The organism is Streptomyces sp. DSM 15324, from assembly GCF_001514285.1.
Lineage (GTDB): Bacteria > Actinomycetota > Actinomycetes > Streptomycetales > Streptomycetaceae > Streptomyces.
In genome coordinates this window covers 906288-929772 of the sequence record NZ_KQ949024.1, presented here as the reverse complement: position 1 = coordinate 929772, position 23485 = coordinate 906288, and the positions used below count along the sequence as shown (strand labels likewise).

Sequence of the window (23485 nt, the reverse complement as noted above, 5' to 3'; positions counted from 1 at the left end):
CCGGCGGGGGCCACCCCCGGGGGCGGGATACTGGGGGCATGCGGTTGACGGTCTTCTGGCAGCGGATGGACGAGCATTTCGGCGCGGGCTACGCCGAGACGTTCGCGCGTGATCACGTGATGACGGAACTCGGCGGGCGCACCGTGCACGAGGCGCTGGCGGACGGCTGGGAGGCCAAGGACGTGTGGCGCGTGGTGTGCGCGGTGATGAACGTTCCGGCGGAGCTGCGCTGATCCACGGGGAAGATCACCCGGGGGTGCCGGAGTGTCGGTGCCGTAGGCGAGACTTGTGCCGTGGCATCCACTGACGAGACCGGGCAGACGGCCCGGCACCCCTCCCCGGCCGGCACGACGCCGCCGAACCGGCCCCCGGCCGACGGCGCCGTCGCGGCGGGGGAGCGCGTGCCGCGCTGGCTCCCGCGCGCGATGGTCCTCGCGCTCGCGCTCGTCGGTGCGTTCCAGTTGGGCACCTGGGCCTTCCACCAGGTCATCGGCCTGCTGCTCAACATCCTCATCGCGTTCTTCCTGGCGCTCGCGGTGGAACCGGCCGTGAGCCGGATGGCCGCCCGGGGCATGCGCAGGGGGTTTGCCACCTTCCTGGTCTTCTTCGGCCTGCTGATCATGGTCGCCGGGTTCTTCACCCTGCTCGGCTCGATGCTCGCGGGGCAGATCATCAAGATGATCGAGGGCTTTCCGGACTACCTCGACTCGGTCATCAACTGGGTCAACACCACGTTCCACACCGATCTTCGCCGCGTGGACATCCAGGAGGGGCTCCTCCACTCGGACTGGCTGCGGAAGTACGCCCAGAACAGCGCCGCCGGCGTCCTGGACGTCTCCACCCAGGTCCTGGGCGGCCTCTTCCGGCTGCTGACGATCGCCCTGTTCTCGTTCTACTTCGCCGCCGACGGACCGCGTCTGCGCCGCGCGCTGTGCTCCGTCCTGCCGCCCGCCAAGCAGGCCGAGGTGCTGCGCGCGTGGGAGATCGCCGTCGCCAAGACCGGCGGGTACCTGTACTCCCGCGGACTGATGGCGCTGATCTCGGGGGTCGCGCACTACGTACTACTGGAGGCGCTCGGCATCCCGTACGCGCCGGTGCTCGCCGTGTGGGTGGGCGTGGTCTCGCAGTTCATCCCGACCATCGGCACCTATCTCGCGGGCGCCCTGCCCATGCTGATCGCCTTCACGGTCTCGCCGTTGTACGCGCTGTGGGTGCTGGTCTTCGTCGTGGTCTACCAGCAGTTCGAGAACTACATGCTCCAGCCGAAGCTGACCTCCAAGACCGTCGACATCCATCCCGCGGTCGCCTTCGGCTCGGTCATCGCCGGCACCGCGCTCCTGGGTGCCATAGGCGCCCTGATAGCCATCCCGGCCGTTGCCACGCTCCAGGCGTTCCTGGGGGCGTATGTGAAGCGCTACGACGTCACCGACGACCCGCGCGTCCACGGCCACCGGGGCGACGGCGACGGCATCCGCCTGCTCGACCGCGCCCGGAGCCTGTGGGCACGGGCACGGGAGCGGCGCGCCGACCGCTCGACCGGAGACTGACCCTCCCGCCCGACCCGACGGCACGAGCCGCGAACGGCACGCGCTGCCGCCGCGTGGCGCGCTTGACACGAAAATCGAACATACATTCTTATGGGGGCTCCGGCGAAGCTCGCGACGGGGGTTACGTCCTGATTTGGGCGGGTAAGTCCCTGAGTTATCCACAGGCTGGACCGGCGTCGGGGCGCATTGTCAGTGGCAGGCGTTAGCGTCTTTGACGTGAAGCGATCGACTCAAGCAAACCGGGTGGAACCCATGGCAGGAACCGACCGCGAGAAGGCCCTGGATGCCGCACTCGCACAGATTGAACGGCAATTCGGCAAGGGCGCGGTCATGCGCATGGGCGAGCGGTCGAGGGAGCCCATCGAGGTCATCCCGACCGGGTCGACCGCGCTCGACGTGGCGCTCGGCGTCGGTGGTCTGCCGCGCGGCCGTGTCGTGGAGATCTACGGACCGGAATCCTCCGGTAAGACCACGCTGACCCTGCACGCCGTGGCCAACGCCCAGAAGGCCGGCGGCCAGGTCGCCTTCGTGGACGCGGAGCACGCCCTCGACCCCGAGTACGCGCGCAAGCTCGGCGTCGACATCGACAACCTCATCCTCTCCCAGCCCGACAACGGCGAGCAGGCCCTGGAGATCGTGGACATGCTGGTCCGCTCCGGCGCCCTCGACCTCATCGTCATCGACTCCGTCGCCGCGCTCGTCCCGCGCGCGGAGATCGAGGGCGAGATGGGTGACAGCCACGTCGGTCTCCAGGCCCGTCTGATGAGCCAGGCGCTCCGGAAGATCACCAGCGCGCTCAACCAGTCCAAGACCACCGCGATCTTCATCAACCAGCTCCGCGAGAAGATCGGCGTGATGTTCGGCTCCCCGGAGACCACGACCGGTGGCCGCGCGCTGAAGTTCTACGCCTCGGTGCGGATCGACATCCGGCGTATCGAGACCCTGAAGGACGGCACCGAGGCGGTCGGCAACCGCACCCGCGTCAAGGTCGTCAAGAACAAGGTCGCGCCGCCGTTCAAGCAGGCCGAGTTCGACATCCTCTACGGCCAGGGCATCAGCCGCGAAGGCGGTCTGATCGACATGGGCGTGGAGCACGGCTTCGTCCGCAAGGCAGGCGCCTGGTACACGTACGAGGGCGACCAGCTCGGCCAGGGCAAGGAGAACGCCCGCAACTTCCTGAAGGACAACCCCGATCTCGCCAACGAAATCGAGAAGAAGATCAAGGAGAAGCTGGGCGTCGGCGTGCGCCCGGAGGAGCCCGCCGCCGAGGCGGGCACGGACGCCGCGGCCACCCCGGGCGTACCCGCGGACGACGCCAAGGCGGGACCGGCAGCCGCCGCCAAGACCGCCAAGACCAAGGCCGCGACCGCCAAGAGCTGATCCGTGACACGACGAACGGACTGGGCCGAGTACGACGCCCACCCCGGCACCCCCTGGGAGCCGGGGGGCCGGGACCACGGCGGTCCCGCCCGGGGCGGCCAGGACCGGCCGGGTGACCTGCCGTACGGCGACGACGGCGCACAGGGTGACGGCCCGCGCCGGGGCGGCCGCACGGCCGGGCGCGGTGGCGAGGGCGGCCCGCGCGGCGCGCGCGGACGTCGTCGCCGCGGCTTCGGCGCATCTTCCGCCGAGGACGAGAACTCTTCTCCCTCGTCGAGGGCCGAGCGGGAAGAGAATTCCGCGGACCCGGCTGAGCGGGCGCGGGCGATCTGTCTGCGCCTGCTCACCGGGACCCCGCGCACCCGCAGCCAACTTGCCGACGCGCTGCGCAAGCGGGAGATCCCGGACGACGTCGCCGAGGAGGTGCTCTCGCGGTTCGAGGAGGTCGGGCTGATCAACGACAGTGCCTTCGCGGACGCCTGGGTGGAGTCGCGCCACCACGGCCGTGGACTGGCCCGGCGCGCGCTCGCGCGGGAGCTGCGCACCAAGGGTGTCGACCCGACGCTGATCGACGAGGCCGTCGCCCAGCTCGACTCCGAGCAGGAGGAGGAGACCGCGCGCGACCTCGTCGCCCGCAAGCTCCGCTCCACCCGCGGCCTCGACCGCGACCGACGGATCCGCCGCCTCGCGGGCATGCTCGCCCGCAAGGGCTACTCCGAGGGCATGGCCCTGCGGGTGGTCCGGCAGGCGCTGGCGGAGGAGGGGGAGGACACGGACTTCCTCATGGAGGACGGGGACTGATCCGGTGGGGTGGGGACAACCCCCCGCCGAGGACACCGGGCCACCTCACTGCACAGGCAGGTGTGCACAGACCACTGTGTACGCATGCCCCCAGCCACCCCCGCGCCCGTCGAGATCGGTGATCTCGCCGCGCTCAAGGCACTCGCCCAGCCGCGCCGGCAGCGCATGCTCGAGCAGCTGACGCTCCACGGCCCCGCCACCTCGGCGACCCTCGCCCGGGCCCTCGGACTGAACACCGGATCCACCAGCTACCACCTGCGCGAACTGGCCAGGTACGGCTTCGTCGAAGAGACCGACGGGAAGCCGCCCGACGCGCGAGGCGCGGCACCGTCCGGGCACCGTGAGCGCTGGTGGCGTGCGGTGCCCGGCGATCGCCGCTTCCCGCCGCGCAGTCACCAGAGCCCCGAGATGCGGCAGGTCATGGACGAGCTGAACCACCATGCCTACGCCGCCGACCTCGACCTCTTCGAGCGGCTCCAGCGGGACGCGGCCGACGCCGACCCCTGGGGAGACGCCTTCCCCTACTCGCGCGGCACGATCCGGCTCACGCTGCCCGAACTCCGGGAGTTCTTCGAGGAGTACCTCGCCCTCCTCAACCGCTACCAGCGCCCCGAGGCCGAGACCCCGCCCGGCGCACGGACCGTCCTCACCCGCCTGTTCGCCCACCCCACCCCCGCCCACCACGACCAGTCACCCGTCAACCGGGCACACAACAGAAGAGAGACCGGTCCGTCATGATGCTGCGCTACGCCCTCAAAACCGTCCGCGCTCGCACGGCGGGCTTCCTCGGCGCCTTCCTCGCCCTCATGTGCGCGGCCGCCCTGATCACCGCGTGCGGCACCCTGCTGGAGACAGGACTGCGCGGCACCGTCCGCACCGAGCGCTACGCGGCCGCGCCGATCGTGGTCTCCGCCGACCAGAACGTCCACCGGACCACCGTCAGCCGCAAGCACGGCAAGACCAAGGTCAAACACAAGGCCAAACCCGTCGCCGAGCGCGCCTGGCTCCCCGCCGGCCTCGGGAAGACCATGGCCGCCCTGCCCGGTGCCGCTCGCGTGGTCCCCGAACTCACCTTCCTGGCCGAGCCCCTCACTCCTGCGGGCACCCGCGACGCGGCCAGGCCCGGTTACGGGCACGCCTGGGACTCCGCCGCGCTGACGCCGTACCGGCTCACCACCGGCGCCGCCCCCACGCGACCGACCGACGTCGTCGTCGACCGCGACCTCGCCCGGCGTGCCCACCTCGCACCCGGCGACCCCCTCACCGTCCAGTCGACACAGGCCCCGCGCACCTACCGCGTCTCCGGGATCGCGGCCCCCGCCACGGCCGTACGCCACCAGACCTCTCTCTTCTTCTCCGGCGAGGAGGCCCGGCGCCTCGCCGCGCACCCCGGCCAGGTCACCGCGTTCGGCGTGCTGCCGAAGACCGGCACCGACCCGGAGCGGCTGCGGCAGGCCGTGGCCACGGCGGCGCGCGGCACCGGAGCGCGGATCAGCACCGGTGACGCCCGCGGCCCGGTCGAGTTCCTGGACGCCGCCGCGGCCCGCACCAGGCTGGTCAGCATGGGCGGTGCGATGGGGGGCACCTCCCTGCTGGTGGCGGTCCTCGTGGTCGTCGGGACCTTCGCCCTCTCCGTCCAGCAGCGCCACAGGGAACTCGCCCTGCTGCGGGCCGTCGCCGCCACGTCCGGGCAGATCCGCAGGCTTCTCGGCCGCGAGGCCCTGATCGTCGGAGCGGCCGCCGGTACGGTCGGAGCAGGCCTCGGCCTGCTGCTGGGCGGCCGGCTGTTCGACAGGTTCGTCGCCCTGGGCGCCGTGCCCGCGACGCTCCAGCACAGCGTCGGCGTCCTCCCGCCGCTGGCCGCCGTCGCCGCGACCCTGTTCGGGGCCTGGGCCGCCGCCCGTATCGCCTCCCGCCGGGTGGCCCGGATCCGCCCGGCCGAGGCGCTCGCCGAGGCCCGGACCGAGCGCACCCGACCCGCCTGGGGCAGGCTCCTCGCCGGTCTGCTGCTGCTCGCCGGCGGCGCCGTGCTCGTCGCCGTGCTCAGCGCCCTGCGGACCGAACCCGCCTCGACACCCGTCACCTTCCTCGCCGTCGTCGTCCTGTCCACCTCCGTCGCCCTGCTCGGACCGCTCCTGGTCAGAGCGGCCGCGCTGCTCCTGTCCGGCCCACTGCGGCTGACCGGCCACGGCGGCAGGCTCGCCACCGCCAACCTCCGTGGCAACGCCGCCCGGATGGCCTCCGTCGTCACCCCCCTCACCCTGCTCATCGGCATGACCTGCACCGTGCTGTTCGTCCAGCCCACCCTCGGCGACGCGGCCCGCGCCCAGGCCCGTGCGGGTGTGCGCGCCGACTGGGTCGTCGCCTCCAGGGGACCCGGCGTCCCGGCCGAGGCGGCGCGGCAGCTCCGCACGGGACACGACGCCGTCACCGAGGTCGTCCGCACCACCGTCAGGGTCGGCCTCGACAAGTACGCGGCACAGGGCGTCACCCCGGCCGGACTCACCCGCACCTGGGACCCCGACGTCATCGCCGGCTCCCTCTCCGGGCTCACCGAGCACACCGTCGCCGTCAGCGAACTGGCCGCGGACCAGCTCCACCTGACGCCCGGGAGCCCCCTGGGACTCACGCTCGGCGACGGTACGCCCGCCACCCTCACCGTCGCCGCCGTCTACACCAGGGGCCTCGGCTACGGAGACCTCACCCTCGCGCACGACCTCCTCGCCCGCCACGTCGACAACCCGCTCTCCTCCTCCCTGCTCGTCAGCACGGACCGCACACAGACACAACTCTCGACTACCCTCCGTGCGTTCCCAGGACTCACGGTGATGTCCCCGGCCGTCGCCGACTCGCTCCAGGCCGAGCGCCGGCAGGCGAACACGGAGGTCAACCTGCTCGCGATGGGGCTCGTCCTCGCCTTCACGGCGATCGCCGTGGTCAACACGCTCGCGATGTCGGTCTCCGAACGGGTCCGGGAGTTCGCGCTGCTGCGCCTCGCGGGGGCGACCCGCCGTCAGGTGCTGCGCATGCTGCGCACCGAGGCCCTGTCGGTACTCCTGCTGGCCACGACCCTGGGCAGCGCCATCGCTCTGGCGGTCCTCACCGCGTTCAGCCTCGGGATGACCGGTCGCGCGGCACCGGCGGTCGCCCCGCTCGGGTACGCGGTCGTGGTCGCCACGGCCGGCCTGCTCGCCCTCGTCGCCACCGCCCTGCCCGGCCGGGTGGCCCTGCGGGTCCGCGCGGTGACGGCGGCCACGGCCAAGGAGTGAGGCCGGGAAGCAAAAGGAGGAGCGGTGGTCGGGGTCGGCGGTGCGGGATCGGTGCTCGGGAAAGCGGGCCTCGGGGGAGCGCGGCTGGGGATCTGCGGGCAGGGGCCCGGAGAGGGGGCCCGGACAGGGGGCCGCTGACAGGGATCGGTGGACAGCGAGCGGTGGACCCAGACCGACCGGTGCGCCGGGGCTACGGGGGTATGGCCCTCCCGGCAGTCCTGCCGCGTCCTCGGGTTGCGGCGTGACCGGCGCAGTCCTGCCGCGCCCGGCCACAGCGTCACCGGCAGTCCAGCCGCGCCCCCGGCCACAGCCTCGCCGGCAGTCCCGCCCGCGCCCGCCCGCCCGCCTGCCGGGCTACGGCGTCACCGGCAGTCCCGCCGCCCTCCATGCCTGGAAGCCGCCGATCAGGTCGGTCGCCCGGTGCAGGCCGAGCTGGTGCAGGGAGGCGGCCGCCAGGCTCGACGCGTACCCCTCGTTGCAGATCACGACGACACGGAGTGCGTGGTCCGTGGCCTCGGGGAGGCGGTGGCTGCCCTGGGGGTCGAGCCGCCACTCCAGTTCATTGCGCTCGACGACCACGGCCCCGGGGATCAGACCGTCCCGCTCGCGCAGGGCCGCGTACCGGATGTCGACGAGCAGCGCCTCACCCGCGCGGGCGGCCTCGTACGCCTCCCGGGCCTCCACGCGCGCGTACCCCGCCCGCACCCGGTCGAGCAACTCGTCTATGCCGAGCGGGCTGTCGTCGCTCACTGCCAGTCCTCCGGGCGCTCGACCTGCTCCAGGCGGAGGATCTGCCCCGTGCGGCTGAAACGGCGGATGCGCGGCAGCGGCGGGTAGTAGGCGTGGACCGAGACGGCGTGCTCCTCGCCCGACTCGTTGAGCACCTCGTGGACGTGGTGGCGGCCGAAGGAGCGGCCCCGGCCGGCGGGCAGGGTGCGTTCCCGGTCCACGTCCTCGGTCAGCTCCAGGGTCTTCCAGCCGTCGGTGGGCAGCCGCACGGCGAGCGAGTACTCCTTGAGCTCTCCCCGGGCGGTCACGAAGGCGCCCACCGAGTCGGCGTGGTCGTGCCAGCCGGTGCCGGTACCGGGCGGCCAGCCGATCAGCCACGCCTCGCTGCCGCCGGGCCCCTCCAGGCGCACCCAGGTGCGGCCCTCGGGGTCGAGGGGGAGGGAGGCGACCAGCTCGGCGTCGGCGGCCGTGCGCCGGGCGAAGTCGAGGAGTTCGGCCTGGGTGGGCGCGGCCTGCGCGGGGGCCGCAGCGGGGGCCGCAGCGGGGGACACGACGGGGGAGACAGACACGGACACCGTCCTGGGAACGTTCGCTGGAGCGTGCGACGGCGCGCGGGCGCACAGGCGCCGTGGCGGAGCACGCCGGGGGAGAGGGGAGGGCGAGTTCAGCAGGAGGGGCGACACACGCAGCCCGCATAGCGGACGAGGTCCATATGGACCCTCCGCCACAGGCGCACATCGGTGTCGGTCACGATCCGGAGTAGACCATGCCGGTCGAGGCCGGTCAACTCACTGTCACCATGCGGACAGCACAGTGACAGCGCGTACGGTCATCCGTCCGGCTACTGCGCCGCCGACCCCGCCGTCGCCTCTTCCGTCGCCTTTCCGCCCACCGCCGCCTCGGCCGCCGCGTACAGGTCGGCCGGGCGTACCCCGTTCAGCGCGGTGACCAGGTGGCCGTCGGGCCGTACCAGCAGCACGGTGTGGGCGGCGGCACCCGGGTAGCTCTCCGCCACGAGCAGCTCGGCCGGCGTCGGCAGGGCCGTCACGGCGGCGGCCAGCCGGGGCATCAGCCCGGCGCTCACCCAGTGGCGGCGCTCCCACACACCCGTACCGGGCGCGATCAGCAGGACGAGCAGCCGACCCCGGCCGAGCCGGTCCCGCAGCTGGACGAAGGAGCCGTCCTCGGCGGTCACCCGTACGTCCTCGACCGCCGAGCCGAGGGGCGTGTCCACCGGCACCTCCGCCTCCAGGTGCTGCGGAGCGAGCGGTGAGCCGGCGTACGTGCCCGGCGCGCCGAGCTGGCCGCGTCCCAGGTGGCCGTCGGAGAGCAGGACGTCGTGGCCACGGGCCGCGCCGGGGACGTACGCCCTTATGCCGCCGGTTCCGCGCAGCAGCGGCAGGACCTGGTCGGCGGCGCGCAGCCGGGCGGCGACCACGGCGCGGCGCTCGCTCTGGTAGCTGTCGAGCAGCGCCTCGTGCGGGCCGTGGTGCCAGGCCAGGCCCAGCTTCCAGGCGAGGTTGTCGGCGTCGCGCAGTCCCTCGTCGAGCCCCTGGGTGCCGAGGGCGCCGAGCAGGTGCGCGGCGTCCCCGGCGAGCAGGATCCGGCCCACGCGCCAGCGGCGGGCGAGCCGGTGGTGCACGGTGTGCACACCGGTGTCGAGCAGCTCGTACTCCGGTGTCGGGCCCTCGCTCCAGCCCGCCAGGGTCTCGCGGACGCGCGCCACCAGCAGCTCGGGGGTGACCAGGTCGTTGCCGGGCGGGAGCAGCCAGTCCAGGCGCCAGACGCCGTCGGGCAGCGGGCGCCCGGTGACCTCCCCGGCAAAGGGGCCGGACGAGCGCCACGGCGGTGTCCGGTGGAGCAACGCCTCGCCGTCCCACGGCAGGTCCACCCGCAGCGCGGCAACGGCGTGCCGCTCCACCGCCGTCCGGCCGGGGAAGCGGATGTCGAGGAGCTTGCGGACCGTGGAGCGGGGGCCGTCGCAGCCGATCAGATAGCTGCCGCGCCACCAGGTGCCCCGGGCGCCGCGGGTGTGGGCGGTGACACCGGAGGACTCCTGCTCCACGGAGTCCAGCCGGCTGTCCACGACGACCTTGGCCAGTGGCTCGCGCGCGAGAGCGGTACGCAGGGCGCCGGTCAGCACATGCTGGGCGATGTGCAGCGGGGCCGGCTCGCCCTCGCCGAACACGACCTCCTGCGTCACCTGCCGGCGCCGCATCGACCGCCATCCGGACCAGCGCGTTCCCGCCTTGTCCAGGGGCGTCCCGGTGAGCCGCTCCATGAGGGCGGCGGTGTCCTCGCGCAGTACGACGGTGCGCGCGAGCCGCGGTTCGTCCTTGCCGGGGCCCTCGTCGAGCACGACCGAGGGCACCTCCTGGCGTGCCAGGGCCAGCGCGAGCGCGAGGCCGACCGGCCCCGCTCCGACGATGATCACCGGGTCCACGGCGTGGCGCTCCCTGCCTTCGACGGTGTCCTCGGGGACGAGAGTGAACAACAGGTTGGAGCAGGGTGCACGATCACAGAACGTATGCAACCCATTGGCGTTGTTTGCGTCAAGCGACGGAGGCAGCGGCGCGCTGGCCACTGCCTCCGTACAGGTCACACACTTGAGTGTGCGTCAGATGGTGCCGCCCGCGCCAGCGCCGAACGAGCCGAGCGCCTCGGCCGCGTTCAGCTCGTCCGCCTTCTCGGCGCCGAGCACCGTGCCCGTGCCGCGCTTGCTGCGCCGCAGCCGCCGCTCCAGCCACCCCGCGAAGGTGGTCAGGAGGAAGTTCAGCGCGATGAAGATGACCGCGACCACGATGAAGCTCGGGATCGGGTTGGCGAAGTTCGCCGCCAGCGTGCCGCGCGTGTTGAGCAGTTCGGTGAATCCGATCATCACACCGCCCAGTGCGGTGTCCTTCACGATGACGACCAGTTGGCTGACGATCGTCGGCAGCATCACGGTGACCGATTGCGGGAGCAGGATGCTGCTCATCGTCTGTCCCTTGCGCAGCCCGATGGCGTAGGCCGCCTCGGTCTGCCCCCTGGGCAGGGCCAGGATGCCCGCGCGGACCACCTCGGCGAGGACGGCCGAGTTGTAGAGCACCAGGCCGGTGACGACCGCGTACAGCGGCCGGTCCTCGCTGGTGATGTCGGTGGACTGGGCGTAGAACTCGTTGGCGAACAGCATCAGCAGCAGGACCGGGATGGCCCGGAAGAACTCCACCACCGTGCCGGACACGCCTCGCACCCACCGGTGGTCGGAGAGCCGGGCGATGCCGAAGACCGCGCCCAGCGGAAGGGCTATCACCATGGCCAGGGACGCGGCCTTCAGGGTGTTGGCGAGGCCGGGCAGCAGATACGTCGTCCAGGTCTGCGACTCGGTGAACGGCTTCCACTGAACGGACGTCAGCAGGTCCTTCTCGTCCATCTTCTGCCACACCCACCACGCGAGCAGGACGAGCAGGGCGGTGAAGACCACCGTGAGGACGAGGTTGCGCAGCCGGGCCCGGGGGCCGGGTGTGTCGTAGAGGACCGAGCTCATCGCTTCACCGCCAGTCGCTTGCCCAGCCAGCCCAGGAAGAGGCCGGTCGGCAGGGTCAGCACCACGAAACCGAACGCGAAGACCGCGCCGATGAGGAGGGTCTGCGCTTCGTTCTCGATCATCGTCTTCATCAGGTACGCGGCCTCCGCCACGCCGATGGCGGCGGCCACCGTGGTGTTCTTGGTCAGCGCGATCAGGACGTTGGCGAGCGGCGCGATGACCGCCCGGAAGGCCTGCGGCAGGACGATCAGCCACAGGGTCTGGGCGAAGCCGAGGCCGAGGGCGCGCGCCGCCTCCGCCTGTCCCAGGGGCACGGTGTTGATGCCGGAGCGCAGTGCCTCGCACACGAAGGCCGCCGTGTAGGCGACCAGGCCGAGCACGGCCAGCCGGAAGCCCTGGATCTTGAAGTCGTGGGAGCCCATGGTGACCCCGAAGACATCGGCCAGGCCGAGCGAGCAGAACACGATGATGACGGTCAGGGGGATGTTGCGGACGAGGTTGACATAGGCGGTGCCGAACCCGCGCATCAGCGGGACCGGGCTGACCCGCATCGCGGCCAGCAGGGTGCCCCAGATCAGGGAGCCCACGGCGGACAGGGCGGTGAGTTTCACCGTCATCCCGAACGCCCCGAGGACGTCGTAACCTTCAAGAAAGTCGAACACGATCTCCCGCGCTTCCGGGTGGGTGGCGTATGTGGAGGGCAGGGCGCGCCGCCGCCGTGATCGCGACGGACGGCGACGCGCCGGGAGGGCCCCTGGATGACCGGTGAGCGGCCCGGGGTTACTTGACGATGACGCCGATCTTCGGAGCCGGCTCGTTCTTGTAGTTCGCCGGGCCGAAGTTGGCGTCGACCGCCTTCTGCCAGGAGCCGTCGCTGACCATCTGCTCCAGCGCCTTGTTGATCTTGTCGAGGGTGGCGGTGTCGCCCTTCTTGACGCCGATGCCGTAGTTCTCGTTGCTGAGCTTCAGACCCGCGAGCTTGAACTTGCCCTTGTACTGCTCCTGGGCGGCGAAGCCGGCGAGGATGCTGTCGTCCGTGGTCAGAGCGTCGACGGCGCCGCTCTGCAGCCCGGCGAGGCACTCCGAGTAGCCGCTGACCTCCTTGAGGTTGGCCTTCGGGGCGATCGACTTCTGGACGTTCTGCGCCGACGTCGAGCCGGTCACGGAACAAAGGTTCTTGCCGTTGAGGTCGTCGCCCTTGGCGATTTTCGAGTCCGCCTTCACCAGCAGGTCCTGGTGGGCCAGCAGGTACGGGCCGGCGAAGTCGACCTTCTGCTTGCGCTCGTCCGTGATCGAGTAGGTGGCGGCGATGAACTTGACGTCCCCGCGCGCGAGGGCGTTCTCGCGGTCGGCGCTCTTGGTCTCCACGAACTCGATCTGCTTCGGCTCGTAGCCCAGCTGCTTGGCCACGTACGTCGCCACGTCCACGTCGAAGCCGGCGAAGGTGCCGTCGGGCTTCTTCAGGCCCAGGCCCGGCTGGTCGTACTTGATACCGATCTTGATCTTGCCGCCGCCACCGCTGGAGCTGTTGCTGCCCGCGTCGTCGTCCTTCTTGTCGCCGCCGCATGCCGTGGCGGACAGGGCGAGGGCGAGCACGACGGCCGAGGCGGCGGTGACCTTGCGAAGCTTCATGGCTGTGTCCTTAGGGAGTGGAGAACGGCTGGCGCCCTGCGGGTGCCGGTGGTCCAGTGGCGCGGGGACTTCGGCTCAGTGGTGCAGGATCTTCGACAGGAAGTCCTTGGCCCGGTCGCTGCGCGGGTTGCTGAAGAACTGCTCGGGTGCGGCTTCCTCGACGATGCGGCCGTCGGCCATGAAGACCACCCGGTTCGCGGCCGATCGGGCGAAGCCCATCTCGTGGGTGACGACGATCATGGTCATGCCGTCGCGGGCGAGCTGCTGCATGACCTCCAGCACCTCGTTGATCATCTCGGGGTCGAGAGCGGAGGTCGGCTCGTCGAAGAGCATGACCTTGGGGTCCATCGCCAGTGCCCGGGCGATGGCCACCCGCTGCTGCTGGCCGCCCGAGAGCTGCGCGGGGTACTTGTCGGCCTGGGTGCCGACGCCGACCCGGTCCAGCAGGGCGCGGGCCTTGTCCTCGGCCTGCTTCTTGTCCGTCTTGCGGACCTTGACCTGACCCAGCATCACGTTCTCGAGCACGGTCTTGTGCGCGAACAGGTTGAACGACTGGAAGACCATGCCGACGTCGGCCCGCAGCCGCGCCAGCGCCCTGCCCTCCTCGGGCAACGGCTTCCCGTCGATCGTGATCGTGCCGTCGTCGATCGTCTCGAGACGGTTGATGGTGCGGCACAGGGTCGACTTCCCGGACCCGGAGGGCCCGATGACCACGACGACCTCACCGCGGGTGATCGTCAGATCGATGTCCTGGAGTACGTGCAACGCGCCGAAGTGCTTGTTGACGCTCTTCAGGACGACGAGATCGCCGCCGGGCGGGACCGCGTCTTGCTTGGTCACCGATACTTCGGTCATCGCTCTCAGGCTCCGTCCACCTCGGTTTCGGAGGACAGTAGTGACCGGCCGCGACCAGCGTCATTACATCTGAGGGGAATCTGAGCATCACGATCCGATAGCAATCGGACACGTGTCGTAGCCCTGGGACGTGGGTGCGTATCGGGCGGGTAACGGAAGCCGCGTGCAACCGGAACCCACTTGACGGCGTCATCGTCCATCAGCGTGACTGCATGGTGCGCACGCGCGCGTGCCCGCGTTTTGTACACAAACAGACCAAACAGCCGATGAATCGGAGGGGGCCGGGATGAGGCTGCTCCTCGTCGAGGACGACAACCATGTCGCCGCCGCGCTGTCCGCGGTCCTCAAGCGGCACGGTTTCGACGTCACGCACGCCCGCAACGGCGAGGAGGCGCTCCAGGCGCTCGTCCCCGAAGGCCCCGGCTTCGGAGTCGTCCTGCTCGACCTCGGCCTGCCCGACCAGGACGGCTACGAGGTCTGCGGCAAGATCCGCAAGCGCACCGCCACCCCCGTGATCATGGTGACGGCCCGTTCCGACGTGCGCTCGCGCATCCACGGCCTCAACCTGGGCGCCGACGACTACGTGGTGAAGCCGTACGACACCGGCGAGTTGCTCGCCCGCATCCACGCCGTCAGCCGGCGCACCGTCCACGAGGACGCGGGCACGGCCGCCGAGGACGCGCTGCGGCTCGGGCCCGTACAGATCGAACTGCCCACCCGGCGCGTCACCGTGGACGGCACGGTCGTCCAGCTCACCCGCAAGGAGTTCGACCTGCTCGCGCTGCTCGCCCAGCGGCCCGGTGTCGTCTTCCGCCGGGAACAGATCATCAGCGAGGTGTGGCGCACCAGTTGGGAGGGCACGGGGCGCACCCTGGAGGTGCACGTCGCCTCCCTGCGTGCCAAGCTGCGCATGCCCGCCCTGATCGAGACCGTGCGCGGCGTCGGGTACCGGCTCGTCGCCCCGGCCGGGTAGCGGGGACCGTCGTTGCGCACACGTCTGCTGCCGCTGCTCATCGTCCTGTTGGCGGCCGTCCTGCTCGCCCTCGGGGTACCGCTGGCCGCCAGCGTGGCCGGGGCGCAGCAACAGCGGGTGGTCGTCGACCGGATCGACGACACCGCGCGCTTCGCCGCGCTCGCCCAGAACGTCACCGTACCGTCGGGCACGGATCCGAGCGCGTCCGCGTCCATGGACGAGCGGCTGCTGACGCTCGCGCGCGAACTCGACAGCTATTACGAGGTCTACGACATCCGGGCCGCCGTCTTCTCCACCACGAGTACCCCGCTGGCCAGTGCGCCCAAGGGGTTCACCGTCCCCCGGGCGGGCGAGGTGCATGTGGCGTACGCCGAGGCCCTGCTCAGCCGGCGCAGTCATGACCCCGAACAGGTGTGGCCCTGGCAGCGCAACCGGCTCGTCGTGGCGTCGCCGGTCATCCGGGACGGTGACGTGGTCGCGGTCGTCGTCACCGACTCGCCCACCGGGCCGATGCGGTCGCGCATCCTGCACGGCTGGCTGATCATCGGCGCGGGCGAGGTGGCCGCCATGCTGCTGGCCATCGGCGCCGCGCTGCGGCTGACCGGATGGGTGCTCAAACCCGTACGGGTGCTGGACATCACCACGCACGCGATCGCCAGCGGCCGGCTGAAGTCCCGGGTGGCGGTGGCGAGCGGACCGCCGGAACTCAGGCGGCTGGGCCGGTCGTTCAACGAGATGGCCGACAACGTCGAGGACGTGCTGGAGCAGCAGCGCGCCTTCGTCGCCGACGCCTCGCACCAGTTGCGCAACCCGCTCGCCGCGTTGCTGCTGCGCATCGAACTGCTCGCCTACGAACTCCCGGAGGGCAACGAGGAGATCGCCTCCGTCCAGAACGAGGGCAAACGCCTGGCGCAGGTTCTGGACGACCTGCTCGACCTCGCCCTGGCCGAGCACACCGAGGCCGATCTCAGGGTCACCGACATCGGCGCGCTGACCGCCGAGCGCGTCGCCGCCTGGGCGCCGACGGCCGAGGCCAAGGGCGTCCGGCTGGTCGGCGACTGCCCGGCCACCACGGCCTGGGCCGACCCCGTCACCCTGTCCAGCGCGCTGGACGCGGTGATCGACAACGCGGTGAAGTTCACGCCGGAGGGCGAGCGCGTCGAGGTGCGGGTCGCGGCCGACGGCGAGACGTCCACCGTCGTCGTCACCGACCACGGCCCCGGCCTCACCGACGAGGAACTCGCGCGCGTGGGCGACCGCTTCTGGCGCAGCGCACACCACCAGAACATCAAGGGCTCGGGCCTCGGCCTGTCCATCTCCCGCACGCTGCTGGCGGCGGGCGGCGGCTCGCTCTCGTACGACCGACACGAGCCGACCGGGCTGAAGGTGACGGTGTCGGTACCGAGGTCGCGGCCTACGGCCTGATTGGCCCGCCGCGGCCTACGGCTTCACCGAGCGGTAGTAGCGCCGCGCTCCTTCGTGCAGGGGGAGCGGGTTGGTGTCGATCGCGGTGCGCAGGTCGACCAACTGCGCGGAGTGGACGCGCGAACCGATGTCGTCCCGGCTCTTGATGACGATCCGGGTCATCCACTCGGTGAGCCGCGGATCCATGTCCGTACGGGTGATCAACACGTTGGACACGGCGATCGTCGGGACCGTCTCGCCGTTCTGGACACTCCGGTACACCGACTCGGACATGTTCGTGGCCCGGTAGTAGCTCGTGGAGCTGTCCTGGCTGTGCATCTTGGCGACGAGCGCGGCGTCGATCGGCACGAACCGGAAGGCGAAGGTCTTCGCCAGGCCCGTCAGACCGCCCGTGGGAATGCCGCCGGACCAGAAGAACGCGTCGATGTCCCCCTGCTTCAGGGCCTGTGGGCCGTTGTTGATGCCCTTGTCCACGGCCTTCACGTCCTTGTCCGGGTCCAGGCCCGCCGCCTGCAGCACCCGGTTGGCTATCAGGCGCACACCCGAGCCGGGCAGGCCCGTGGCCACCGTCCTGCCCTTCAGGTCGGCGACGGAGCGGATGCCGGAGTCACGCGGCACCACCAGTTGCACGTAGTCGTCGTAGAGCCGGGCCACTCCGCGCAGCCGGGCCGCCGAGCCCGGGTGCCGCGACTCGTACAGCTGGACGGCGTCGGCCGCCGCGATGGTGAAGTCGGCCCCGCCGGTCGCCACCCGCTCGACGTTGTCCTGCGAGCCGTTGCTGGACTTCAGGATCACGTGCAGACCCGGCATGTCCTTGGCGAGCGCAGCGCGCAACTGGGTGCCGTACGACTGGTAGACGCCGCGGGGCGTGCCGGTGCTGAAGGTGATCGTCCCGCTCGGCGGATCCTCGCCCAGCGGCAGCAGCCACCACAGCAGCAGCCCGAGCACGACGACACCGGCCGCCGCCCCCTGCCGGGCCTGCCGTCTGCCGATACGGGTGAAGACCTTGGACATGCGCCGATCCTGCCAGCCGGTGCGGGGGGCTGGCCAGGCCGGGCTCACGGGGACGGGCGCTCCGGGCCGTTGTCAGTGGGGCTCGTTACAGTCGGGGGCATGAGCACTTCCTCGCCCGCGGACCTGGTCCGTGACTTCCACCGCGCCTTCGGGCTCGACGCGCGCAGCACGCCCACGGAGGTGTCCCCGGGCCTCGCCGCGCACCGCGGTGAACTGCTCGCCGAGGAGGCGGCGGAGGTCGCCGAGGTGGCGGTGAGCGGCCCGCTGGACCGGCTGGCGCACGAGCTGGCGGATGTCGTCTACGTCGCGTACGGCACCGCGTTGGTGCACGGCATCGACCTCGACGCGGTGATCGCCGAGATCCACCGCTCGAACATGACCAAGCTCGGCCCCGACGGCCAGGTCTCCCGCCGGGCCGACGGCAAGGTGCTCAAGGGGGAGCACTACGAGGCGCCGGACGTCTCCGCGGTGCTGCGCCGCCAGGGATGGATACCCGGCGGCGCGGCGACCGGCGCATCGGAGACGGACGGCCGGGTGGCTGAGGTGGCGGTGACGCAGATGCGGGCCGCCTCGGATGGCTAGGGCGTGTTGCCCGCCAGCTTCCACTCCCGGTGGAGTGTGCCGAGGGGGATGTCCTTGCGGAGCACCGGTGTGCCGAAGATGGTCAACTGGAGCCGCAGGGTGCCGGTGAGGTCGACGCCGCCGTAGAGCGCCCAGCTGCCCTTGGCCTTGAACACCTCGTCGGTGCCGGTGACCGTGGCCGTGCCCTCGCCGCGGACGTACGGCGCGAGGTCGGCGACGACGCCGACACTGCCGTAGAGGCCGACGCCTGCCTCGGCGCCCAGGGCCGCCTTGACGCCCCCTGCGGTGGTGACGGAGGTACGCACGGGGGTGCTGGTCATGTCGGAGGAACTGACCGGCGTCCAGCCCCGGCCGAGCCCGAAGGTCCCGCCGGCCTTGAAGTCGCCCTTGAGGTTCTGTTCCACGTCCACGGTGATCTTTCCGTCGCCGCTGATCTCGACGTAACAGGTCAGATCGAGGTTGACCACCACGGGCACGGGACCGACCTGGAGGACGGGGTCGGCGTGCAGGGTCGCGAAGGGTATCCGGGTGGGGGTGGCGGAGGCGCCGGCCCGGCCCTTGAGGGACCAGCCCGAGGTCCACTTCCCGGACACGCCCAGATAGGCCGAGGCGGGCGCGGTGCCGGTGCCCTCGCCGCCGTACCGGAAGTCCACCTGCGGGGCGACCTGGACGAAGCCTTCGACGGAGGCGTCCGCGGAGACGGACCCCTGGGCCACCGTGGGCAGTTCGGCGCGGACGTCGAGGCGCAGGCTGCCGAGCGGGACGGTCGCGCCCTCCGGTCCGACACGGACGTCGCCCGTGCCCGCCCAGGAGACGTCGACGTCGGGCAGCAGGGTGTCGACGTCGAAGGAGGCCGGGTCGACGGGCACGCTGCCCTTGGCGGTGTCGTCCCCGAGCAGGGCGTTGAGCCGGGCCGGTTCGGTCTGCACCTCCGTGCCCCGCTCGGTCTCGCCGAGAACCTTGGTGACCTTGGCGAGGAGCCCCCGCGGGGCGCCGGGTGCCGGAGCGCTGGCGATCACGTCGCCGACGGCGGTGCGCTGCCGCGGGGCCGCCGAGGCGCTCGGCGAGGCGGGGCCCGAGGGGGAGGAACTCGGCGAGGGGGAGGAACTTGGAGATGGGGAGGAACTCGCCCGGCCGGGAGTGTCGTTCGAGGAGATGACGGCCCGTCGGGTCTTGCTGTCGTACGAGGCGACGCTGAGTTCGGTCCGCTGGGCCCTGCCGTCGGACCTGGCCGGATTGGCCGAGGCGGTCGCCGTGCCCGCCGGTGCGGCCGCCACCGCCAGCGAGCGGCCGGCGTCGGAGTCCGGGGCGGGGGACTCCCCTACGGCGGAAGTGGATGCGGATGCGGAGGCGGCCTGGGGCTGGGCGGAGGAGCAGCCCGTGGCGAGGAGGAGGGCGGATGCGGCTAAGGCGGGCATGAGGGCACGGGTGTGCCTCAGGCGTCTGCGCAAGGTCAGTCCTGGGGATGGGGGGGGAGAGGGGGGACCGGCCGGGCACGGTGGGACACCGGATGCCTACTTGCCGGTAACAAGCCATGAGCATGCCACGGTCCTCGCGTCGGCGGCCCTGGATTCCGTCAGCGTGAGAGGTGACGTGCGTCACGGAGTGGGGCCGGCCGCTGGGGCCGCGCTCCGGATGAACGCGGCCCCGTCTTGGGAGACGCGGTCCAAGGTCCGCGCTGCCGTGCCGTCCGCGCCGACGCGTCGTGCGCCCCTCGTCTCAGTCGCCCACCGAAGTCTGCGACCGCGGCACGGACTCGGTCAGCTGTTCCGGCAGGACGGCCCGGGGGGTCCGGCGGTTCGTCCACCAGCGGGCGAGCGGTTCCGTGTAGCGCGCGGTGAGCGGGCCCAGGACCACCAGGAGCAGCACGTACGCCGTCGCCAGCGGGCCCAGGGACGGCTCGATCCCGGCGGTGACCGCGAGACCGGCGATGACGATCGAGAACTCGCCGCGGGCGACCAGCGCGCCGCCCGCGCGCCAGCGGCCCTTGACGGAGATGCCCGCGCGCCGGGCCGCCCAGTAGCCGGTGGCGATCTTCGTCGCGGCGGTGACGACGGCCAGCGCCAGCGCGGGCAGGATGACCGGAGGAATGCTCGCCGGGTCGGTGTGCAGCCCGAAGAAGACGAAGAAGATCGCCGCGAACAGGTCCCGCAGCGGGCTCAGCAGCGTGTGCGCGCCCTCCGCCGCCTCCCCGGACAGCGCGATGCCCACGAGGAACGCGCCCACCGCCGCCGACACCTGCAACTGCTGCGCCACACCGGCGACCAGGATCGTCAGGCCCAGCACCACGAGCAGCAGCTTCTCCGGATCGTCGCTGGAGACGAACCGGGAGATGACCCGGCCGTAGCGCACCGCCGCGAACAGCACGAGCCCCGCGACGCCCAGCGCGACGGCCAGGGTGAGGCTGCCCGCAGCCAGTCCCACCCCGGCCACCAGCGCCGTGACGATGGGCAGGTAGACCGCCATCGCCAGGTCTTCGAGGACCAGCACGCTGAGGATGACCGGCGTCTCGCGGTTGCCGACCCGGCCCAGGTCGTTCAGCACCTTCGCGATCACCCCGGACGACGAGATCCAGGTGACGCCCGCCAGCACCACCGCCGCCACCGGGCCCCAGCCCAGCAGCAGCGCCATGGCCGCGCCGGGCAGCGCGTTGAGGGCGCAGTCGACCAGGCCCGACGGGTAGTGCGACGTGAGGTTGGAGACCAGATCGCTCGCCGTGTACTCGAGGCCCAGCATGAGCAGCAGCAGGATGACGCCGATCTCGGCGCCGGTGGCCACGAACTCCTCGCTCGCGCCCAGTGGCAGCAGCCCGCCCTCGCCGAAGGCCAGGCCGGCCAGCAGGTACAGCGGTATCGGTGAGAACGAGAAGCGGGCGGCGAACCGGCCGAGCAGCCCGAGCGCCAGGATGATGGAACCGAACTCGATCAACAGAACTGCGGAGTGCACTCGATCACTCCCGCCCGAGGATCGCCGCGGCCGCGTCCACGCCCTCGCGGGTGCCGATCACGATGAGGGTGTCGCCGCCCGCCAGCCGGAAGTCCGGCGTCGGCGACGGAATGGCCTCCGCGCGCCGCAGCACGGCCACGATCGACGCGCCCGTCTCGGTGCGCATCCGGGTGTCTCCCAGGAGGCGACCGTTCCAGCGGGACGCGCCCGCGATCTCGATGCGCTCGGCGACCAGGCCCAGGTCGCTGGTGTACAGCAGGCTCGGGCTGTGATGGGACGGCATCAGCGCATCGATCAGCGAAGCGGCCTCCGCGCCGGTCAGGCGCAGCGACTGGGCACAGGAGTCCGGGTCGTCGGCCCGGTACACGCCGACGGTGCGGGAGCCGTCGCGATGGGCCACCACGGACAGATGGCGCTGCTCTCGTGTCACCAGGTCGTACTGGACGCCGATGCCTGGCAGCGGTGTCGTGCGGAGGCGTGGAGCAGACACTTTTCTTCCCCTTTTGCTCTTTTTGTTACGTTCTTCGGGTAAGTCGGTGATCTTCAAAATGAAGGGTGCCTGGAGCGGTCATGCTGCCATCCGGTCGTACGGTGACGACATGGGTGTTGTGACGGATGGACAGGGGCGGTGGAGCCCGGAGAGGCTGGTCAGGGCTGTGCCGTGGGTGCGTGGCGGGAAGGGAGGGACCGGGAGCGTGTCGTTGTTCGTACGGATCTTCACGCTCAACGCCGTCGGCCTGACCGTGGCCGCCGCGCTGCTTCTCGGTCCGGTCACCGTCTCCACCCCCGTACTGCCGGGCGAGGCGCTCGTCGTCCTCGGCGGCCTCGCCGTGCTCCTGGCCGTCAACGTCCTGGTACTGCGGGTGGGCCTGGCCCCGCTCGGGCGGCTGGGCCGGGCGATGGCCGGTGCCGATCTGCTGCGACCGGGCGCCCGTGCCGTGGTCTCGGGGCCCGTCGAGACGGCGGAGCTGATCACCACGTACAACGCGATGCTCGACCGGCTGGAGGCCGAGCGGGCCGCCAGCGCGGCCCGGGCGCTGTCCGCCCAGGAGGGCGAACGCCATCGCATCGCACGCGAACTCCATGACGAGGTCGGCCAGACCCTGACCGCCGTCCTCCTCCAGCTCAAGCGGGTCGCCGACCGCGCGCCGGAGGACCTGCGCGAGGAACTGGGGCAGGCCCAGGAGGCCACCCGCGCCGGGCTGGAGGAGATCCGGCACATCGCGCGCCGGCTGCGTCCCGGCGTCCTCGACGAACTCGGCCTGCTCAGCGCGTTGCGCTCGCTCGCCGGCGAGTTCACCACCCATGGGCTCACGGTGCGCCACGACGTGCACGCCGGGCTGCCTCCGCTGACCGAGGAGACGGAACTCGTGCTCTACCGGGTCGCCCAGGAAGCCCTCACCAACACCGCACGCCACGCCGGTGCCGACCGCGCCGAACTCCGGCTGCGCCCGCTCGGTGACGGCGTCGAACTCCTCGTACGCGACAACGGCAGAGGCCTCGGTACGGCGGCCGTGGAAGGCGCGGGCATCACGGGCATGCGGGAACGGGCCCTGCTCATAGGCGCGACGCTGACCGTGGCGTCGCCGAGCGGTCGGGGAGGTCCGGAGAGCGGTGCTTCGGGGGCGGGCGGTAAGGAGAGCAGTGCTTCGGGGGCGGGCGGTACGGAGAAACGTTCTTCCGGTGCGGGTCGGCGCACGACCGGCGGCGCGGGTACGGACGTACGACTGCGGGTGACGGCGCAAGCCGCCACGGCGGCGGCCGCGCCCCTGATGGGAGCGGACCGATGACCGCGGACGCCCTGACGCGGCCGGCCGCGTCCCGGGCCGGCACGTCGTCGTCGGCCGGGTCGCGGGCTGGCACGTCGCGGGCGGCTGCGTCCCGGGTCGCCACTCCGTCCTCGGCCGGGGCACGGGCGGTCGCGTCACGGTCGTTCGCGCCTCGGTCGGCCGGGTCGCGGGCCGGCATGTCGGGGCCGGCTGGGTCGCGGGCGGCTGCGTCCCGGGCGGCCATTCCGTCCTCGGCGGGGTCACGGGCGGCTGCGTCACGGTCGTTCGCGCCTCGGTCGGCCGGGGCACGAGCCGGCACGTCGTCCTCGGCCGGGGCACAGGCGGTGGAACCGCAGGGCGGTCGCCCGCCGATTCGTGTCCTCCTCGCCGATGATCACACCCTCGTGCGGCGCGGGGTGCGGCTCATTCTCGACGGGGAGCCCGACCTGGAGGTCGTGGCCGAGGCCGGGGACGGGGCCGAAGCGGTCGAGCGGGCCCGGGCCGGGGACATCGACCTGGCCGTCCTCGACGTGGCGATGCCCCGCATGACCGGCCTCCAGGCGGCCCGTGAGCTGTCCCGCCGGCTGCCCGCCCTGCGCATCCTCGTCCTGACCATGTACGACAACGAGCAGTACTTCTTCGAGGCCCTCAAGGCGGGCGCGGGCGGTTACGTCCTGAAGTCCGTCGCCGACCGCGACCTGGTCGAGGCCTGCCGGGCCGTGGTGCGTGACGAACCGTTCATCTACCCCGGCGCCGAGCGTGCCCTCGTCCGCTCCTACCTGGAGCGGCTGCACCGCGGCGACGGGGTCGAGGGGCTGCCCGAGCGGCCGATCACCGAGCGCGAGGAGGAGATCCTGAAACTGGTCGCCGAGGGCCACACGTCACGCGAGATCGGCACCCTGCTGCACATCAGCGCCAAGACCGTCGAACGGCACCGCGCCAACCTCCTCCAGAAACTCGGCATGCGCGACCGCCTGGAGCTGACCCGCTACGCCATCCGCGCCGGCCTCATCGACCCCTGACGGCCCCGTCGGTTC

Annotated in this window: 23 protein-coding genes; 11 read left to right on the top strand and 12 right to left on the bottom strand. The window is 71.8% G+C overall.

The annotated features are described in order from the left end of the window. Positions 1–38 precede the first annotated feature (38 nt). The 6 genes from AQJ58_RS10195 to AQJ58_RS10170 all read left to right on the top strand — a co-directional run bounded on the left by AQJ58_RS10195 (position 39) and on the right by AQJ58_RS10170 (position 6997). Positions 39–233: a DUF3046 domain-containing protein gene (locus AQJ58_RS10195; protein WP_067247567.1), complete on the top strand. Its 195-nt coding sequence runs from the start codon at positions 39–41 to the stop codon at positions 231–233. Positions 234–293: 60 nt separating this feature from the next. Then, positions 294–1547 (top strand): AI-2E family transporter, encoded by a 1254-nt coding sequence (locus AQJ58_RS10190; RefSeq protein ID WP_079078819.1) that lies wholly within the window; start codon positions 294–296, stop codon positions 1545–1547. 252 nt (positions 1548–1799) lie between these two features. Next, on the top strand, positions 1800–2927 hold the full coding sequence (recA, locus tag AQJ58_RS10185) for a recombinase RecA (protein WP_067247564.1): 1128 nt from the start codon (positions 1800–1802) through the stop codon (positions 2925–2927). Positions 2928–2930: 3 nt separating this feature from the next. Then, the gene (recX, locus tag AQJ58_RS10180; protein ID WP_067247563.1) at positions 2931–3728 is read left to right on the top strand and encodes a recombination regulator RecX; all 798 of its coding nucleotides are present in this window, start codon (positions 2931–2933) and stop codon (positions 3726–3728) included. 84 nt (positions 3729–3812) lie between these two features. Beyond that, on the top strand, positions 3813–4466 hold the full coding sequence (locus AQJ58_RS10175) for a winged helix-turn-helix domain-containing protein (protein ID WP_067247560.1): 654 nt from the start codon (positions 3813–3815) through the stop codon (positions 4464–4466). After that, positions 4463–6997: an ABC transporter permease gene (locus AQJ58_RS10170; protein WP_067247557.1), complete on the top strand. Its 2535-nt coding sequence runs from the start codon at positions 4463–4465 to the stop codon at positions 6995–6997. The genes AQJ58_RS10175 and AQJ58_RS10170 overlap by 4 nt, the downstream gene beginning before the upstream one ends. 354 nt (positions 6998–7351) lie before the next feature. Here AQJ58_RS10170 and AQJ58_RS10165 read toward each other — a convergent pair whose 3' ends face one another. The 8 genes from AQJ58_RS10165 to AQJ58_RS10135 form a co-directional block, all read right to left on the bottom strand. Then, positions 7352–7753, bottom strand: a complete 402-nt coding sequence (locus AQJ58_RS10165) for a rhodanese-like domain-containing protein (RefSeq protein WP_067247835.1) — start codon at positions 7751–7753, stop codon at positions 7352–7354. Continuing rightward, entirely contained in the window at positions 7744–8295 is a 552-nt protein-coding gene (locus AQJ58_RS10160; RefSeq protein WP_067247555.1) for a cupin domain-containing protein, read from the bottom strand. Before AQJ58_RS10160 ends, AQJ58_RS10165 begins: the two co-directional genes overlap by 10 nt. A gap of 95 nt (positions 8296–8390) precedes the next feature. Beyond that, entirely contained in the window at positions 8391–8462 is a 72-nt protein-coding gene (locus tag AQJ58_RS45625) for a putative leader peptide (RefSeq protein WP_309544753.1), read from the bottom strand. 105 nt (positions 8463–8567) lie between these two features. Next, on the bottom strand, positions 8568–10169 hold the full coding sequence (locus AQJ58_RS10155) for an FAD-dependent monooxygenase (RefSeq protein ID WP_067247833.1): 1602 nt from the start codon (positions 10167–10169) through the stop codon (positions 8568–8570). Positions 10170–10343: 174 nt separating this feature from the next. Beyond that, positions 10344–11252, bottom strand: coding sequence for an amino acid ABC transporter permease (locus AQJ58_RS10150; protein WP_067247552.1), 909 nt, complete (start codon positions 11250–11252; stop codon positions 10344–10346). Continuing rightward, positions 11249–11914 carry an amino acid ABC transporter permease gene (locus AQJ58_RS10145; protein ID WP_067247549.1) on the bottom strand — a complete coding sequence of 222 codons (666 nt, stop codon included), beginning with the start codon at positions 11912–11914 and terminating at the stop codon, positions 11249–11251. Before AQJ58_RS10145 ends, AQJ58_RS10150 begins: the two co-directional genes overlap by 4 nt. Before the next feature lie 118 nt (positions 11915–12032). Next, on the bottom strand, positions 12033–12884 hold the full coding sequence (locus AQJ58_RS10140; RefSeq protein WP_067247547.1) for a glutamate ABC transporter substrate-binding protein: 852 nt from the start codon (positions 12882–12884) through the stop codon (positions 12033–12035). 75 nt (positions 12885–12959) lie between these two features. After that, positions 12960–13739, bottom strand: coding sequence for an amino acid ABC transporter ATP-binding protein (locus tag AQJ58_RS10135; protein ID WP_067247544.1), 780 nt, complete (start codon positions 13737–13739; stop codon positions 12960–12962). 286 nt (positions 13740–14025) lie between these two features. On the opposite strand from AQJ58_RS10135, the gene AQJ58_RS10130 reads away from it, so the two are divergent. Both AQJ58_RS10130 and AQJ58_RS10125 read left to right on the top strand, forming a co-directional pair. After that, on the top strand, positions 14026–14712 hold the full coding sequence (locus AQJ58_RS10130) for a response regulator transcription factor (RefSeq protein WP_067247542.1): 687 nt from the start codon (positions 14026–14028) through the stop codon (positions 14710–14712). Positions 14713–14724: 12 nt separating this feature from the next. Beyond that, on the top strand, positions 14725–16137 hold the full coding sequence (locus AQJ58_RS10125) for a sensor histidine kinase (RefSeq protein WP_067247540.1): 1413 nt from the start codon (positions 14725–14727) through the stop codon (positions 16135–16137). A gap of 15 nt (positions 16138–16152) precedes the next feature. Here the strand turns inward: AQJ58_RS10125 and AQJ58_RS10120 are convergent, their stop codons facing one another. Further along, positions 16153–17151 (bottom strand): TAXI family TRAP transporter solute-binding subunit, encoded by a 999-nt coding sequence (locus AQJ58_RS10120; protein WP_067247538.1) that lies wholly within the window; start codon positions 17149–17151, stop codon positions 16153–16155. 99 nt (positions 17152–17250) lie between these two features. Between AQJ58_RS10120 and AQJ58_RS10115 the strand changes: the two genes are divergently transcribed. Beyond that, a complete protein-coding gene (locus tag AQJ58_RS10115) occupies positions 17251–17733 on the top strand; it encodes a pyrophosphohydrolase domain-containing protein (protein WP_234360005.1) in 483 nt (160 codons plus the stop codon). Here AQJ58_RS10115 and AQJ58_RS10110 read toward each other — a convergent pair. The 3 genes from AQJ58_RS10110 to AQJ58_RS10100 all read right to left on the bottom strand — a co-directional run bounded on the left by AQJ58_RS10110 (position 17730) and on the right by AQJ58_RS10100 (position 21169). Further along, positions 17730–19151, bottom strand: a complete 1422-nt coding sequence (locus tag AQJ58_RS10110) for a hypothetical protein (RefSeq protein ID WP_199844555.1) — start codon at positions 19149–19151, stop codon at positions 17730–17732. The two genes, AQJ58_RS10115 and AQJ58_RS10110, sit on opposite strands and share 4 nt — an antisense overlap. 301 nt (positions 19152–19452) lie before the next feature. Then, complete coding sequence (locus tag AQJ58_RS10105) at positions 19453–20679, bottom strand: cation:proton antiporter (RefSeq protein WP_067247534.1); 1227 nt, start codon at positions 20677–20679, stop codon at positions 19453–19455. A gap of 4 nt (positions 20680–20683) precedes the next feature. Beyond that, the gene (locus tag AQJ58_RS10100) at positions 20684–21169 is read right to left on the bottom strand and encodes a cation:proton antiporter regulatory subunit (protein ID WP_067247531.1); all 486 of its coding nucleotides are present in this window, start codon (positions 21167–21169) and stop codon (positions 20684–20686) included. A gap of 205 nt (positions 21170–21374) precedes the next feature. Here AQJ58_RS10100 and AQJ58_RS10095 point away from each other — a divergent pair, with 205 nt between their 5' ends. Beyond that, positions 21375–22469, top strand: coding sequence for a sensor histidine kinase (locus tag AQJ58_RS10095; protein WP_079078818.1), 1095 nt, complete (start codon positions 21375–21377; stop codon positions 22467–22469). A 176-nt stretch (positions 22470–22645) separates the two neighbouring features. Then, the gene (locus AQJ58_RS10090) at positions 22646–23470 is read left to right on the top strand and encodes a response regulator (RefSeq protein ID WP_234360004.1); all 825 of its coding nucleotides are present in this window, start codon (positions 22646–22648) and stop codon (positions 23468–23470) included. Positions 23471–23485: the final 15 nt, after the last annotated feature.

Bases quoted from the DNA above. Each gene is read 5' to 3' on its own strand.
- AQJ58_RS10195 (WP_067247567.1), top strand. From the start codon at position 39: ATGCGGTTGACGGTCTTCTGGCAGCGGATGGACGAGCATTTCGGCGCG.
- recA (WP_067247564.1), top strand. From the start codon at position 1,800: ATGGCAGGAACCGACCGCGAGAAGGCCCTGGATGCCGCACTCGCACAG.
- AQJ58_RS10175 (WP_067247560.1), top strand. From the start codon at position 3,813: ATGCCCCCAGCCACCCCCGCGCCCGTCGAGATCGGTGATCTCGCCGCG.
- AQJ58_RS10170 (WP_067247557.1), top strand. From the start codon at position 4,463: ATGATGCTGCGCTACGCCCTCAAAACCGTCCGCGCTCGCACGGCGGGC.
- AQJ58_RS10150 (WP_067247552.1), bottom strand. From the start codon at position 11,252: ATGAGCTCGGTCCTCTACGACACACCCGGCCCCCGGGCCCGGCTGCGC.
- AQJ58_RS10140 (WP_067247547.1), bottom strand. From the start codon at position 12,884: ATGAAGCTTCGCAAGGTCACCGCCGCCTCGGCCGTCGTGCTCGCCCTC.
- AQJ58_RS10135 (WP_067247544.1), bottom strand. From the start codon at position 13,739: ATGACCGAAGTATCGGTGACCAAGCAAGACGCGGTCCCGCCCGGCGGC.
- AQJ58_RS10130 (WP_067247542.1), top strand. From the start codon at position 14,026: ATGAGGCTGCTCCTCGTCGAGGACGACAACCATGTCGCCGCCGCGCTG.
- AQJ58_RS10120 (WP_067247538.1), bottom strand. From the start codon at position 17,151: ATGTCCAAGGTCTTCACCCGTATCGGCAGACGGCAGGCCCGGCAGGGG.
- AQJ58_RS10115 (WP_234360005.1), top strand. From the start codon at position 17,251: ATGAGCACTTCCTCGCCCGCGGACCTGGTCCGTGACTTCCACCGCGCC.
- AQJ58_RS10110 (WP_199844555.1), bottom strand. From the start codon at position 19,151: ATGCCCGCCTTAGCCGCATCCGCCCTCCTCCTCGCCACGGGCTGCTCC.
- AQJ58_RS10090 (WP_234360004.1), top strand. From the start codon at position 22,646: ATGTCGGGGCCGGCTGGGTCGCGGGCGGCTGCGTCCCGGGCGGCCATT.